The sequence below is a fragment of the Roseovarius sp. MS2 genome (assembly GCF_051447875.1).
GTDB classification, from domain to species: domain Bacteria; phylum Pseudomonadota; class Alphaproteobacteria; order Rhodobacterales; family Rhodobacteraceae; genus Roseovarius; species Roseovarius mucosus_A.
The window spans coordinates 1-13,305 of the sequence record NZ_JBKHVF010000004.1 but is presented as its reverse complement, the minus strand read 5'-3'; the positions used below and the strand labels follow the sequence as shown (position 1 = coordinate 13,305).

Annotated in this window: 17 protein-coding genes and 1 pseudogene; all 18 read right to left on the bottom strand. The window is 66.4% G+C overall.

What is annotated here, in order from left to right; translation table 11 throughout:
* Positions 1-61: 61 nt before the first annotated feature.
* Complete coding sequence (locus ACLGGT_RS21365) at positions 62-1,171, bottom strand: ABC transporter ATP-binding protein (RefSeq protein ID WP_437196638.1); 1,110 nt, start codon at positions 1,169-1,171, stop codon at positions 62-64.
* The gene (locus tag ACLGGT_RS21360; RefSeq protein ID WP_437196637.1) at positions 1,168-1,350 is read right to left on the bottom strand and encodes a hypothetical protein; all 183 of its coding nucleotides are present in this window, start codon (positions 1,348-1,350) and stop codon (positions 1,168-1,170) included. Before ACLGGT_RS21360 ends, ACLGGT_RS21365 begins: the two co-directional genes overlap by 4 nt.
* Positions 1,319-1,537, bottom strand: a complete 219-nt coding sequence (locus ACLGGT_RS21355) for a Com family DNA-binding transcriptional regulator (RefSeq protein ID WP_437196636.1) — start codon at positions 1,535-1,537, stop codon at positions 1,319-1,321. Before ACLGGT_RS21355 ends, ACLGGT_RS21360 begins: the two co-directional genes overlap by 32 nt.
* A gap of 130 nt (positions 1,538-1,667) precedes the next feature.
* Positions 1,668-2,030: a hypothetical protein gene (locus ACLGGT_RS21350; RefSeq protein WP_437196635.1), complete on the bottom strand. Its 363-nt coding sequence runs from the start codon at positions 2,028-2,030 to the stop codon at positions 1,668-1,670.
* Positions 2,020-2,337: a hypothetical protein gene (locus ACLGGT_RS21345; RefSeq protein WP_081507111.1), complete on the bottom strand. Its 318-nt coding sequence runs from the start codon at positions 2,335-2,337 to the stop codon at positions 2,020-2,022. Before ACLGGT_RS21345 ends, ACLGGT_RS21350 begins: the two co-directional genes overlap by 11 nt.
* Before the next feature lie 12 nt (positions 2,338-2,349).
* Positions 2,350-3,468: a pyocin knob domain-containing protein gene (locus ACLGGT_RS21340; RefSeq protein ID WP_437196634.1), complete on the bottom strand. Its 1,119-nt coding sequence runs from the start codon at positions 3,466-3,468 to the stop codon at positions 2,350-2,352.
* Between the two features lie 3 nt (positions 3,469-3,471).
* On the bottom strand, positions 3,472-3,663 hold the full coding sequence (locus ACLGGT_RS21335) for a tail fiber assembly protein (RefSeq protein ID WP_437196632.1): 192 nt from the start codon (positions 3,661-3,663) through the stop codon (positions 3,472-3,474).
* The gene (locus tag ACLGGT_RS21330) at positions 3,663-7,949 is read right to left on the bottom strand and encodes a hypothetical protein (protein ID WP_437196630.1); all 4,287 of its coding nucleotides are present in this window, start codon (positions 7,947-7,949) and stop codon (positions 3,663-3,665) included. The genes ACLGGT_RS21335 and ACLGGT_RS21330 overlap by 1 nt, the downstream gene beginning before the upstream one ends.
* The gene (locus ACLGGT_RS21325; protein ID WP_437196628.1) at positions 7,946-8,347 is read right to left on the bottom strand and encodes a DUF6950 family protein; all 402 of its coding nucleotides are present in this window, start codon (positions 8,345-8,347) and stop codon (positions 7,946-7,948) included. Before ACLGGT_RS21325 ends, ACLGGT_RS21330 begins: the two co-directional genes overlap by 4 nt.
* Positions 8,344-9,000, bottom strand: coding sequence for a hypothetical protein (locus ACLGGT_RS21320; RefSeq protein ID WP_437196626.1), 657 nt, complete (start codon positions 8,998-9,000; stop codon positions 8,344-8,346). Before ACLGGT_RS21320 ends, ACLGGT_RS21325 begins: the two co-directional genes overlap by 4 nt.
* 309 nt (positions 9,001-9,309) lie before the next feature.
* Positions 9,310-9,666, bottom strand: coding sequence for a hypothetical protein (locus ACLGGT_RS21315; protein WP_437197619.1), 357 nt, complete (start codon positions 9,664-9,666; stop codon positions 9,310-9,312).
* Positions 9,667-9,801: 135 nt separating this feature from the next.
* Positions 9,802-10,761 (bottom strand): hypothetical protein, encoded by a 960-nt coding sequence (locus tag ACLGGT_RS21310; protein WP_437197618.1) that lies wholly within the window; start codon positions 10,759-10,761, stop codon positions 9,802-9,804.
* Entirely contained in the window at positions 10,659-11,321 is a 663-nt protein-coding gene (locus ACLGGT_RS21305) for a hypothetical protein (RefSeq protein ID WP_437197617.1), read from the bottom strand. The genes ACLGGT_RS21310 and ACLGGT_RS21305 overlap by 103 nt, the downstream gene beginning before the upstream one ends.
* A gap of 19 nt (positions 11,322-11,340) precedes the next feature.
* Positions 11,341-11,532, bottom strand: coding sequence for a hypothetical protein (locus tag ACLGGT_RS21300; RefSeq protein ID WP_437197616.1), 192 nt, complete (start codon positions 11,530-11,532; stop codon positions 11,341-11,343).
* Between the two features lie 364 nt (positions 11,533-11,896).
* The gene (locus ACLGGT_RS21295; protein WP_437197615.1) at positions 11,897-12,190 is read right to left on the bottom strand and encodes a phage tail length tape measure family protein; all 294 of its coding nucleotides are present in this window, start codon (positions 12,188-12,190) and stop codon (positions 11,897-11,899) included.
* Between the two features lie 141 nt (positions 12,191-12,331).
* On the bottom strand, positions 12,332-12,622 hold the full coding sequence (locus ACLGGT_RS21290; RefSeq protein WP_437197613.1) for a DUF1799 domain-containing protein: 291 nt from the start codon (positions 12,620-12,622) through the stop codon (positions 12,332-12,334).
* Positions 12,623-12,682: 60 nt separating this feature from the next.
* Positions 12,683-13,012, bottom strand: a complete 330-nt coding sequence (locus ACLGGT_RS21285) for a hypothetical protein (RefSeq protein ID WP_437195555.1) — start codon at positions 13,010-13,012, stop codon at positions 12,683-12,685.
* Between the two features lie 48 nt (positions 13,013-13,060).
* Positions 13,061-13,305, bottom strand: a pseudogene (locus tag ACLGGT_RS21280) (phage tail tube protein); the annotation flags it as partial.

Here is a 13,305-nt window from a genome sequence, read left to right as displayed (position 1 = left end):
TAGCGGGCGGCCCTGCGCCGCGCGTTTAAAGGGGGCATTTAACGCCCCCTTCACCTACCCCTCACTCCACATATCGAAACCCCTGCACCGCCCGGAAATGGCCGCCGTAGCCGGTCCCGGCGGGCTTCAGGCCGCGACGCGCCCGGGCGGCGGCGAGGGTCTTCATGCTGCGTTCCTTGGACTGGGCGTAGAGGATGGCCGAGACCTGCGCCCAGAGGGGATCGCGGCGGAGCGCTGCAGCGAGGCCGGGGTGCGAGGTGTGAAACAGCATCGGCATTGGCTTGTCATAGCGGTTCACGCCGCGCCGCCAGAGGGCGCAGACCTCGTTGAGAAAGCGCAGGCCCAGCCCCGCGCCCTGCCACTCGGGCATGACGACGAGGCGACAGGCGCGGCCCTCGACCAGCCCCGGCCGGGTCGAGACGGCGAGATGCGCCACGGGTGCGCCGTCGACGAAACCGACGTAGTAATTGGCCGCGATCATGCGGGGCAGCTTCAGGTAGTGATGCGGCTCAAAGGCGGGCCAGGAGGAGCCGTCTGTCTGGTGAATGTCCATGGCAATGCGCGGTGCCCGTCGAAGACGCCTCCAGCGGAACTCGGCCCGGCGGGTGTCGATCACCCAATCGGGCTGCAACCAGGACACCACGTCCTCGTGGCAGGTGACGGCGACGAACTGGCCTTTGCCGCGCCGCCACGCCTTGGCAAAGGCGGCGGCCCCGATCTGGGCCACGCGCCGGTCGATGGTCGAGGTGAATTCGTCGAGGATGGCAAAGCTCGGCCGCTCGGCCAGAATGCGCGCGAGCTCAGCCCGGAACTGCTCGCCGGTGGACAGGTGAGGATACGGGCGGAGCCAGCTCGGGACGGTGCCAAGGCCCACGGCTGAGAGGGCGGCCGCGACAGCGTCGAATTCCCCCTCGGGATCAATCGCGTCGATTAGAGCGCTCTCGGGCCAGGGGCGCGGATCAAGCTGCGCCCCAAAGGCCGCGCGGGCGAGCGAGGATTTGCCAGTGCCAGAGGGGCCGACGATGAGGCCGATCTGCCACGGGCGGGCCAAGAGATCGGCCTCGACCTCGATGCGGAAATCCGCGTCGCCCTCGACGTTGAAGAGGCTCGCGACCCGGGCCGCGCGATAGGTGTCGGGGATCGGGCTGGCGTGATGAATGGCGAGCTTCATGTCACCACCACGCGGCATTTGAAGCCTTGGCGGCGCAACCGGCCAAAGGCGTCGACTTGGGCGGCCTCGTCCTCGAGCAGGACGATCACGCCATATTGCCGCCGGTAGCGGGTGCCCTTGGGCAGGCCCGGCGCACCGGGCGGCGGCTCAGGTTTCGGGAGGGTGGACGATCTTGCCAAGTTTGGCTCCTTCTCTCTGCGCATCGCGCTTTGGGGGAAGGGCTCTTGGCCTCGGTGTGTTCATGGCCCGGCATCTTGGGCACTTGATCGAGATGCCGGATATCCGCGCGCCTCTCTCGTATTTAAATAGCAAACGGCCGCATGCGCAGCAACGCAGTTCTAGACCTTCCAAATCGAATCGCCTCATAGTCCCGCCGCCCCTTTGGGCAGGGAGCGGCCATGAGGTTATGCCTGGTCGGCGGGGTTACTGTTTGGCGACTGGCCCCGCGTCCCCGGGCGTGCCCTCCGGCACGCTCGGGGCCTCCTGTGGTTTTGGATCAGAAGCGCGCGGCAAGGTCCGCGACGCCCACAGGCACCTCTGGCCAGACCGGATCGTCGCCTGTCTCGATCGCGCGGCGGCACTCGGCCTGCATGGCGGCGACCCATGCTTTCCAACTTTGCGCCAGTTCCAGATCGCCCTCGATCAGGCCGGACGCAGCCAGAGCATCGGCGCGGGGCACACCGTCCAGCACAGCGGCCATGAACACGATCCCAGCTTGAGCGATGTTCATCTGCGTGGTCTCGGAGCCGACGGCAAGGATGCGCGCGCGGCAGTCGGTCTTGATCGCGGTGGCGCGCGCCAGAGCGGCGGCTTGGGCCTTGGCCTCGGCGGTGACGGCTTGGGCGAAATCAATCTGCATCGGGGATCTCCAACTCATAGGGCGGCAGGGCCACGGGGCCGTTGCCCGTAAGGGTGAGGGGTGCGGGAAAGAGCGTTTCTTGCGGCGCGTTGGCCCCGTGCGGCAGGACGAGCGTGAGGCGCAGCGTGCCGCCCACACGCTCGACCGGGCCTGCGAACCAGTCGCTTGCGATGGCCTCGGGTGGCAGGGTCGCGCCCTCGGGCAGTGGCGAGAAATCGAACACCTCGCCATTGAGAGTGAGGGTGTCGCCAGCGCGGCTTAGCATAAGGGGCGTGTCGCGGCGGGTGGGGGATAGGGTAATCTGCATTGTATGTCTCCTTTAGAACCAGCGGCCGCGGGCAACGAGATGGACAGAGATGGAGCCAGCGCCGCCACTGCTCAGGTCTCGTATGCCCCAAATCGCGGATGTCGTGTTTATTGTCCCGTATCCAGAGTTGAAACGGTGACCAAGACCGCTGCCGCTAGCTACCCATTGCGCAGTCGCCACGCATTCCGGCGTTGCTGCAAAGGCAGCGGGAAATGTCCACGTTCCAGATTCAGAAGTGCCGAAAATCGTGGTGGTCGTTATACGATGATCGCAAATCTGTGTGCCATCCGCGAACCGCACGTAATCTCCGTTTGCATTGCTGCCGCGCTCGATCACGGCCCCTGTCGGCACGCCGCCCGATTGGCTCACGGTGCCTAGGATACGGCCTTGGTGAAAGACCTCCACCCACGGGGACCAACCAGATAAGCCACGCGTCCGCGTGAACTCACGCACGTCCGATGCGAGGGCGTTTGGGGCAAAGGACACAAATTTTTGTGTGGTGTTCGAGGCCTGCCGAGACGCAACAGTCAGCGACCCAGCCGACGAAATGGGATAATTGTTCCCGGTCGTGTTGCCTCCCGTCGGGTTATAGTAAAACCCGGACGCCAGAATGTTGTCGAGATTGTCCCCAGACCCCAAAGTGATCGCTGGCCCCAATCCAAAGGCCCCGACCGCCATCAACCGTCCCACCGTGGCGTCAGAAGGCGAGGATTGTTCAATCGCCGTCCTTGCCAAGAGCGCGCGTGCGGCTGGGGTCAGGTCTGCCAGAGCCATCGCGCCCACGCCGGTGAAGTAAGGCATCTTGTTCGTGGCACCGGGCAATCCGGCAAGGCTGATGAGGTTGCCGGAGCCGAGTGCTCCGACAATCTGGTTGAGCGCCACGAGCGACCGCTCGCCCGCGTCGATCAAGCGGATCGAGTAGTTGGCCGAGGATTGCCCCGTCCCCGGCCACGCGCGGGCCAGCGTGATCGACGTGGCGCTGTTGACCGAGGCAATCTCGACCGTGAGGCCCGCCGCGCGGAAATCATCGCCGGGCAAGATGCCGCCCGCGATCCAGTTGGTACCCACGCCCGTGACAGTCGTGCTGCCGTTGCTGACGGAGATCGTCCCGGTGTTATAAGTGGTTGTCATGCGTCACTCCTGTTGATCCGGCCGCAGAGGCCAGTTGATTTGGGCGGGGTCAGTCACCCCCTCGGTCACGTCGCGAAGCGCCCGGCGGTAGGCGGCCCAAGCCTCCCGCGTTTCCGGCCCAAGCGGGGCGTCAGGCATCTGCGTCCAATCTGACGCGGCCAGCAGTTGGTTTCGGATCCGGCGAATGTCGTCCATCACACTAGCCCCGCGATTGATTTCTCTTCGGCCCACATCTCTGTGCCGGTGTTGATCGTGACCGCAGCGATGCCCGCGCCGTTGGTTGCAACCCGCGCTTCGAGCGTGTAGGTCGTGCTGGCCGCGTCCGACGTGGTGCGCTGCTTGATCCCGAAAAACTCCTGCACCATTTCTCCGGGGCGCACATCGCGCTTAAGGGGCGGCACGCCTGACATCAGCACGCCGTTGCGCAGAACGCGGTATTCAAGAACATTGCCCGCCGCTGCTGCACTACCCTCGATCTGCATCCGGCAAAAAAGGATCAGGTTTTTATCGGCCTGGCGGTTCTTGTGATTTGCAACATGGGTCAGGACCGTGCTGTAAGAGGTGCCCAAGCCGCCGCTGTCGGTCGAGCGCCTCGTATTGCTGATACTGCCCACGGCGTCTAGCCCAATGATTTCCTCAGTCACCGTCAGCCGCCCGACAACAGCCTCTTCGGATAAAATCTTGTTCGCCAGAAAATCGCCCGTCACCTCGACGTCGCCGTCAAGGCGCAGATAGTCGCCGGACCAGCGACCCGTGATCTTTGTCCCTTCAACGGTTCCATCGCTGACGCTGACCGCCTCGAACACGCCCGCCTCATTCAGCCGGATCACGTAACCCGCCGAAATCCCGTCCGCCGTCGCCTCGGCAAAGGCGGTGGCCTCGGCCAGCGCAGCAAAATCGGCGTATCTGGCGCTGACAATCTGGCTCACCGCCGCCACCGCCTGCTCCGCGGTCACGTACGCGCCCTCGACGTTTGAAACCCGCGCGAACAGCCCGGTTTCGGGCGTATCGAGGGCGCTCTCAACCGTAGAGGTGCGCGTGGCGACGGAAGCCAGAGCGCCGCCAATATCTGTGACCTCGGCGGTTAGCACGTCCAGAGCATTTGCCGTCGCCAGCCCCGGAATGGCCGCCTGCACCAAAGTGACAGCCGCCGCGACGATGCGGATTTGATCCTCGGTCAGGTCTATCCGAGAGTTGAGGTCTTGGGCCGCCTGCGCCACCACCTCGCGCGCCGCAATCCCGTCAAGGATCGCGCGTGCGGCCCCTTCGACGGACTGCGCGCCCGTGAGCTTGAGCCGGGAGCGCACGGCGCGGGTGGCGTTGGATTGCGCCCGCTCGCCGCCTTCAAGCTGTTCGGTGCGCACAGACAGTGTGTCCACGGCATCGCCCACCAGATTGAGGCCGGTTTCGAGGTCGGCGATCTCGCCGGTCAGCGCCGTGGCCGCGTCGGTCAGCGTGGCGACGCCTGCTTCGGTCTCGGTGACGCGGGCGTTGGTCTCGGTCAGTGCATCCGCCGTGCCCGTGGCAAGCCCCTCTAGATCGGTAAGTTCGGAGCCGAGCGCCGTGATATCCTCGGCCAGTGCTAACCCCTGCGCGATGCGGGCAGATCGTTCGGCGGTCAGGTCGGCGCTTGACGCGCCCGGCGCAGGGCGACCGATGGCCAACCAGTCAATCTCGGCGCCTGCGGGCAGGTCCAGCCGCACGCGGTCCACGGTGCCAGACCACGCCAGATCGACCGTGAGGAGTGCCACGTCCTCCGCCCATTCCGGCTCGGCCACGTCGACGCGGCGCACGGCGTCAAACGCCTGCCCAGTTGCGGCCCACCAGAATTGCGCCGCCCATGTTGGCGCGCCGCTGCGTCGCAACCGGGCGCGCAGCTGTCGATAGGTCTGAGTGGGGATAGCGAGGCCAGCGGGCGATACCGCACCGCTGCCCGAGGCGGGCGCAAGCCAGCCGTCAGAGGTGACGCTTGGGGCGGCGGTGACGCCGGTCCACCCTTCCGCGTCTGCATCCCAATACCAGACTGCGGCGGCGTCGAACTGTGTGACCGTGCCCACGGAGAGGAGCGCGATCTGATTGGCCAGCGCGTCATCGCCGTCGATCCGCGCCTGGTCGACGGTCTGGGCAAGGGCTGCGGTATCGGCGGTCGTGGTCTGAAGCGTCTGGACTGACTGCGCGATCTGCGCCTGCCCGTCGGCCAGCACGGTGAGCGCCGCCGAGGCCTCGGCCCGTGCGCCCTCGATCTCCGCCACCAGTGCGGTGCGCACCTCGTCGCGCGCCAGAAAGTCCCGCGCGGTGGCCTCAAGCGCCAGTTGCGCCGAGGATTTGATACGGTCCCGCGCCGCGCGAACGCCCCCTGCGACGGAAAGCACGTCCCCGGCGCGCGCCTGCGCCTCTGTCAGCAGCGCGCCGTCGAGCCGCGCCACATGCGGCACCTCCGGCACGTCGGCCACGCCAATGGGGGCGATCACCTGCTCGATGCGGTCGAAAAGATCGGCGACGCTCGGCGGAATACCATCCTCGCCCAGGCGCGATTGGGTCAGGGCAAAGGCCGCGTCAAACTGGTCGCGCAACGTATCGCTGAGGTCGGCCGCCGCGATGCGCACGTCATCCGTGGTCACCCAAATCCAAGCCGACCATGTCCCCCGGCGATTGTCGGACAGCGCCTTGGCACGCACGCGCAGGTTGGTGAGGGGCGGCACCGGCTGGATGGTCGCAAGGCCCCGCTCGACATCGAGCACAGTGACGCTCCAGACCTCCTCTTCGGTCTCGCGCTTTTGGCATTCGATGGCGATGCCCTTGATGGTCTCGGCGATACCCGAGGCGTCCCAGAAGACGTCGACGACGGCATGGGCACGGGTGCCTTCTGCATTCGTGACAGTGCGCGCGGCGGCATCAAAGAGCGGTAGGCCTGCGTCGCTCGGCACCGCGCGGGGCGGGATCGAGCTGCGGTCGGGGATCTCGAGCGCCGCATCGATCTCGAAATCCTCCGGATCGCGTTCGCGCAGCGAGGCCACGACGGTCAGGCGGTGCAGATCGAGCACGATCTCGGTGACTTCAAAGAGCTTGTCCGCATAGTCGTTCCACGCGCTTGTCACCGAGACGGTGTTGAGCGGGCGCAGCCCGGCATAATCGGGCGGCAGCGGCCAAGCATGCCGCCGCCAGCGGCGATGATCCTCGAGCGCGGATTTGGCCAGCTGGTTCCCCTGCGCGGCATTGAAGACGGCGGGCAGGTCCATCTCGAAGTTGCGCACAATGCCGTCTTCGGCTTGCCATGCGGGGTTGCTGATCTGTTCGAGCGGCACGCCATTCCAGAGCGCGCCGGGCGAGACGTATTTGGCGGTGACGCGGTTGAAGATCTCCAGCAGTTCGGGAAACGGGTCCTTGGTCGCGGCGTCGGTCACCAACAGATCGTCGTCGGTAATGGTGGCCACGGGCATATCGGGGACGTCGACCTGAATATAAAAGAAGCCCCCGAACTCGGCGATCTGCCCGTTGCAGGCGGCGAGCAGCTCGTCGATCACCTCGCCGGGCGTATCCTCGGCGAATTTGATCTCATAGCCCGCCTCGTATTTCCGGCGACCGTCCACGTCCACGTCGCAGGCATTCATTGCGGGCACCCAGTTCCAGCCGGGCAGGTCTTCGGCCTCGGCCTCGCCGCCCCAAACGGATCCGTCATAAAGATCAACGCCGCGCAGGATGCCGTAGATCTGGACCACCGGGTTGCGCGTGGGCTCCCAGGTGGCGGGATCCTCCCAGCGTTGCGGCCCGGTGCCTCCGGCGGTGCTGTCGCGGCGCAGGTCGTAATAGGGCACGCCGTATTCTTCGTAGCGTTGCTCCGGCGCGCCATTGGGCCAGACCTTTGAGCTCACTTCCATCGTGAGAATGGCATAAGGAATGCCCCGCCCGACATGGGCTTCGGTCCAGGGCGTTTCCGGATCCTCGGCATAGTTCGCAACAAGCGTCGGATCGGCGGCAGTTTGGGTGCCGTCGTAGACCCGGATCCAAGCGAAATCGGCGCCGAGATCGCGCTTGGCGATGAGCGGGAAGCCGTAGTCGGGATGCTCCTCATCACCAAGCTCGGAATAGACGCCGTCCACCATCACGCGGCTGAAGGCGGCACGGGGCAGGCCGCCCAGCTCGATCACGGTCTGGTAATACTTGTTATTGGGGCCGTGGCTGTTGTGATAGATCAGATGCCCCTTGGTGGCGTAGAAGCCGGAGATCGTCGTCTCGCTCTCCAACTCGCCGCGTGTGGTGGCGGTTACTTGCAGCCCGAATGCCGTGTTGCGCCCCCGCCGGGCGCGGCGCTGTTGCAGGATCGAGAGGCCGACCCCGGCAAAGAGGCGCAGGGCAAAAAGGGCAACGGCCTTGACCGTAATTCCGGCGAAAACTGTCGCCACCAGCGCCGCGACCGGCCCGGCCGAGGCCGGGGCGGTAGAGGTCAGCAGGAGCGCCGTGATCCATGCGAGCAGTCTCATGGGCGGTAAATCCTGACGGCGCGATCAAGCGGCACCGCGCCCAGGCCCCGCAGGGGGCGCAGCACATGGATATGCCCGCCGCCGACGATGCCCATAGCCTCCTCGCCCGCCTCGATCAGCACGGCGACATCGCCGGTCTGCGCCTGCATCCAGCCTGCGTCCTTGACGAGGATCAGTGCCAGAACCTCGGCGGGAGTGGCAAAGCCGTCCGACAAGAGAAGCGCACGACCTTCGTCCAGTGAGCTGTAGCGGCCGCGCCACTGGGCCGCCGGATCAGAGCCGGTCAGCTCTGCAATCCAGTCGGCTGCGAACATGGCACAGTCGGACAGGCTCGGGCGGAATGGCTCCTTGCGCCGCGCGTCAAGAAACTGCCGCAGGAGAAGCGCGCGGTCGGTCATTTACTTCTTTCCTCTCGACTGGGCGGCGGCGGCGGCGACGGGCGCTCGGTCACGACCGTCTCTTGACCCCAAGGGATCGGGCGGTCGGCGATGCTGGCGGCATGTTCGCGGAAACGGTCGGACGGGTCGCGCAGCCGCTGTGCGGCATCGGATTTGAAGAGCGGCTGGCGGAAGGTGAGCGGGCGCGTGGCAGATGAAATCACAAGCTCTGTGCGAGATTGATCGCCGAGCTTGGCCAAGTTCTCGGGTGCCGTCTCGAGACGCCCCTTGATCACGCGATGTGGCGTCCCGAGCGGCGCACCGGTGTAGATATCGAGCGGCTGCGACCAGACCCGCACCCGCGCCTGCGCCGCCTGATAAACCTGCAGCGCCAGCTTGGCCTCATCCGTCATCGGCGGCAGGATCACGCGGTGGCGGCGCACCTCAAGGCCGATGCCTGCGCGGATCGGCGGGACCTCGATCACGTTGCCCGCGCCCCGAAAGAGATGGGTTTCGCCGTCGACGGTAAAGGTCTGGTGATCGTCCCCGGTCCAGAGCCCCATGGGCACGATCTCACCCGTGATCCGGTCGCGCGGCTCGATCAGAACGAGGATATGGGCATCGGTGCCGCTGCGCTCGTCGAACTGATCCGTCTGGGCAAGGTCGAAGCTCATACGCCGCCTCCCAGCGTTTGCTGCCAGCTGAAGCTGCCGCCCTCGGTACGCCGTGATCGGCCCGGCCCCGGCTTGAAGCTGAGCAGCTTTGCGCGCACCTGCGGGCGATCAAGGACCACCGAGGCCCCGACCACCACTCCGGGCGGATAAAGGGCGAGACCTCGAACCGGGCGGTGGCCCCGGTGCTATCCGCCGTAACCGTGGCGTTCATGACCCGGTGGACAGCAAAGCGCACGGGGCTTGCCAGATATTGAAAGCCGATCTTTTGCCCCCGCCGCAGGGTAAAGTTCGGCGGCAGGCCCTGAAGGCTCAGTTCCCGGTTACCGGGGACAAGGCTCTTGATCGTAACGGGTTGTGCGCCCCAGTTGACGCCCGCCGGATAGCCGGGTCTTGCGGCGCGAGCTGGCGACGGTCGTAGATCATGAAGGATGCGCCCGGCTCAAGCAGGCTTTCGATCAGCGTATCTTGGGCGGCGATAACGTCAGGCTCGGATTTGCCCAACACCACCTCGCCCTGCCAAAGCCGCGCGCCGCGCCGATGCACGATGACCTCGCCCCCGGCGGTGACCGAATTGGTGCTCTCGCCGCTGAGGAAAAACGTGGCCTCCTCGATACCCAAAAGGTCAAAGAAACCCGTGACCGGAAGGGGCCAATCCTGTACCGCCATCATCCTCTCCCCAATGGATCGCGCCGGATCGCTTCGACCCGGCCCGGCAGTTCTTCATTTGCAAAGCCGTCGACCACTTCGACTGCCACGGAGCGTGCGCGCTCTTCGGCCACGACGCGGAAAAGCTCCGAAGGCTCAATCCGCAGGCGCGTGATACCGTCGCCCGACGCCCCCGCGCGACCCGAGGCCTGCGCCGCACCGGCCCTTGCGCAGGCAGGGGAGGCCGCCTCCGGCAAATCCGGGAATGATGGCTCCTGCGTTCATGGCCTCGAGCACCGCGCGGTTGCGGGCTGTGGCCTCGGCCGTCATGATGAATTCCCCGGCGCTCACGAAAGCCGGGATCTTGTCGCCTCGGCCGGTGCCCGTGCCCAAAAGGAGGCCGGGGCGTGTCACGCGCGGATCGCCGCCGCTGGCAAAGCCGGGCAGGCCTCCGTCCGCGAAGGACAGGAGCGAGCCGCCCGAGAACAGACCAAAGAGGTCGCCAAGCCCGCCGCCAATGCCGTTGACCAGGCCGCCCAGGATGCCGCTGCCGCCGAAGAGGCCGCCCATAGGCCCGGAGCCAAGGATCAGCGCCTCCTTGGCCGCGCGGATGATCATGTCGCCGATCCCGCTCCAGACGTCGCGCAGGCTTTCGGCTTCGAGCAGGACGTCGCCCACCGCGTCGCGAAACTCCTCCTTGCGCTCCATCGCCACGCGCTCGTTCTCATGGGCCTCGACAAGGGCCTCTATCTCAGCGCGCTGCTTGGGGGTGGCGGCGGTCAGGCGCTCGCGCAGGCGGATCATCTCGCGTTGCACCGGGTCGCTTTCGCGCAGCGCCTCGATTTCGCGCCGCTTGCTCTCGATCAGCCGGTCGAGCGCCTGTTGCTCGCGCAAGGTGGCATTGGTCGCGCCACCGCGCGCGCCGCCGCCCGATCCGCCGCGCGCGGGGCGTGCCAGTTCATTGAGACGTGCAGCCTCCCTTGCGCGGTCAATGGCTGCCTGCCTTTGAACATTCAGGAATGACTCTTCGCCCGGATTGGCAAAATCCTTGCGCAGCGCCTCGGTTTCCGCGTCAAACCGGCGCGCTGCACGCTCGGCCGCGATTTCCTCTGCCATGCGCGCGGGATCGTCTTTGAAGCGCACGCGCAGGCGCGCGATCTCCAGATCAAGCTCGCCTTGGGTGCCAGATCGAACATGCCGTCCACGGCGCGGCGCACCTCGTCAGAGAGGCGTGCCGCCTCATTAGCGGCGGCAGCCAGTGCCCCCGACATATCAGCCGTGGCGAGATCAAAAGCGGCTTGTGCCGCATCGCGCAGGGCCTGCTTTGTCGTCTCACTCGCGGCGGAGGCTTCGATCTCCGCGAGCTTGGCGTCGAGGGCGAATTGGGCGCGCAGCCGCGTCACCTCGGCGCTGTCCGCGCCCATGGCGCAAGATTGCCTCGGCAACCGCGTTCTGCTCGTCATCGTCGAGAGCAACGCCTGCGCCGCCGCCTCGGCCTTGAGCTGCTCGCCGGTGGCCTTGGTTACCAGTTCGAGGAAGGCAAGCATTTCCTCGTTCTGGCGGTTCTGCGCGGGGGTCTTGTTTTGCAGCTCGATCACACGGGCGAGCTCAATTTGCTGCTGGCGGAGGAGCAGAAGCTGCGCGTCTTCTTGCGCGTTTCGCTCGCCAGAGGCCACTGCCAGCGCGTCGTAGCTTTCAATGACAGCCGTAAGCGCCGCCAGCTGTTCCTCCAAGGTGCCGGACGCCCGCCTCGCTCAGCGTCGCGAGGTCATTGATGAACTCCTGCACAAGCGCGCGATTTCCGGCGCGGAGCCGACCGAACAGGCCCTCCGTCAATTCAAACTGGCGCGCGACATCGAATTCCAGCCCGTCGGTTGCCCAGTTCAAATCCCGTGGCCGCCGCCGGGTTCTGGTTACGCGCCGCAACCGCGGCACCGACATCGACGCCGCTCTCCGCGATAAAACTGTTGATGCTCGCAGTGGCCTCGCGCTGCGCCACCCCGCTTTTCGGCCTCGACGATCCGGTTCAAGGATGTCTTGCGCGCGCTCGACGAAGCCTTCGCCAAAGCGCTCGGCCAATTCGAGCCGCGTGGCCGAGGCCTCGGCGATCTTGTCTTTCAGGCTGTCTATGCGGGTTTCCAGCGCCTCGACCGTATCTGCGAATGTCTCGCCTCTTCAGAGGCGGACATGAACCAATTGACCACGGCTGCCGTCGCCGCCAGTGCGCCGATGGTGATCAGGTTGATCGGGCTCAACATCGACAGGACCGCGCCCCCCAAGGCCCGAATGCGCCCGCCGCTCCGAGCGGGCCGATGACTTGGGTGATCTGGGTGCCCTGCTGAACGGCCAGCGTCAGCGGGTTCTGCCCGGCGATGAGCATTTGCACGACGTCATTGCCCTGCGCCACCAGATTGCCCATCGAGCCCGCAGCGAGGCGATTGGCCGAGGCCACTTTCTGGGTCGCCGCCGCGTTGACCTCGGCGGCGCTGCTGGCCGTCGTGAGACCCGTCGCCGAGGTCCGGGCGGCAGTCCCAAGCTGGCCCACGCCGCGCGCGCCGCAGCGCCTTGCGTGCCCACGCCGCGAATGTCCTGGGCGGCTCCTTTGGCGGCGGTGCCGGTGGCCTGCAGCTCCGCCTTCGCCTGGTCGGCGTCCATGAGGATCTCGGCCCGTGCGACCAATGTCATGTCAGCTCTCCCGCATCGCGGCCACGGCCGCGCCTTCGATCACCTGCACCTCGGCCCAAAGCTGAGGCGTGACCTTGATCCCGCTCATGCGCAGGCCCGCCCGCGCGGCCGTGTAGTCGAGGCCCACCACGCGGAAGCCCGCGAGCCCGGCCGAGACGGTGCGCCATTGATTGCAGACCGCGAGGAAGGCGCGCAGCGCCGGGACATTCTGCGGCCAGACACCAGAGCCGGGGCCGGACGGATCACGATTGAGCTGGCCCGGGTCGATGCCCAGAACGCGCCTCGTCGTCATGGTCGCGCCCCTCGTCATCCTCGATCAGGTCGCCGCGCGCCCATGCCCGCCCGGCCCATTTCAGTTTTTTACCCGTTTCCCCATCAGCGCCGCGTAATAGGCGTTGATCATCGCCACGCGGACATAGGCGAGGCCCACCAGCCGGTCGCGCAGGGCGTCGCTATAGGGCAGCTTTGCACCTTTCTCGTCCTCGACGTCGTCAAAGCCCACCACGGCCGCCGCCAGAAACTCCCGCTCGCCGCGCGAGGTGCGCATGTCGAAAGCCTCAATTTCGTCGTCGGGCAGCACGCGGAACGTGACCTGCATATCCTGCAGCTCGTGGCCGCCGTTGGCGGGCACCTTGATCTCGACGCGGTGGGTGAAGGTCGGTGTCTGGTCGATCTTGAACATGGGGGTGAACTCTCTTTCAAAGGGGCGCTGAAGGGGCGTTGAACCGTCTCAGGTGAGCGTCATCGTCCACTGGTCGGCGGCGGTGGCGGTGGTGGGCAAGGGCACAAGGCGCAGCGGCCATTCCTTGCGGCCTTGCCCGTCCTCAAGCCCTTCGGGGCGCTGCATCTGGGCGCGCGGGGCCGCGATATTGACGATGTTTCCGGCGCTCTTGCCGTGCTCGATCTCGACCGCGACCTTCTCTTGGGTGGCGGCCATGGTGAACGGGTTGAAGGTGGAGAGCGCCACCGCGCGCA

Coding starts and splice junctions, on each gene's coding strand:
- ACLGGT_RS21365 (WP_437196638.1), bottom strand. CDS start 1,171: ATGAAGCTCGCCATTCATCACGCCAGCCCGATCCCCGACACCTATCGC.
- ACLGGT_RS21355 (WP_437196636.1), bottom strand. CDS start 1,537: ATGAGGCGATTCGATTTGGAAGGTCTAGAACTGCGTTGCTGCGCATGC.
- ACLGGT_RS21350 (WP_437196635.1), bottom strand. CDS start 2,030: ATGCAGATTGATTTCGCCCAAGCCGTCACCGCCGAGGCCAAGGCCCAA.
- ACLGGT_RS21345 (WP_081507111.1), bottom strand. CDS start 2,337: ATGCAGATTACCCTATCCCCCACCCGCCGCGACACGCCCCTTATGCTA.
- ACLGGT_RS21340 (WP_437196634.1), bottom strand. CDS start 3,468: ATGACAACCACTTATAACACCGGGACGATCTCCGTCAGCAACGGCAGC.
- ACLGGT_RS21335 (WP_437196632.1), bottom strand. CDS start 3,663: ATGGACGACATTCGCCGGATCCGAAACCAACTGCTGGCCGCGTCAGAT.
- ACLGGT_RS21330 (WP_437196630.1), bottom strand. CDS start 7,949: ATGAGACTGCTCGCATGGATCACGGCGCTCCTGCTGACCTCTACCGCC.
- ACLGGT_RS21325 (WP_437196628.1), bottom strand. CDS start 8,347: ATGACCGACCGCGCGCTTCTCCTGCGGCAGTTTCTTGACGCGCGGCGC.
- ACLGGT_RS21320 (WP_437196626.1), bottom strand. CDS start 9,000: ATGAGCTTCGACCTTGCCCAGACGGATCAGTTCGACGAGCGCAGCGGC.
- ACLGGT_RS21315 (WP_437197619.1), bottom strand. CDS start 9,666: ATGGCGGTACAGGATTGGCCCCTTCCGGTCACGGGTTTCTTTGACCTT.
- ACLGGT_RS21310 (WP_437197618.1), bottom strand. CDS start 10,761: ATGGCAGAGGAAATCGCGGCCGAGCGTGCAGCGCGCCGGTTTGACGCG.
- ACLGGT_RS21290 (WP_437197613.1), bottom strand. CDS start 12,622: ATGACGACGAGGCGCGTTCTGGGCATCGACCCGGGCCAGCTCAATCGT.
- ACLGGT_RS21285 (WP_437195555.1), bottom strand. CDS start 13,012: ATGTTCAAGATCGACCAGACACCGACCTTCACCCACCGCGTCGAGATC.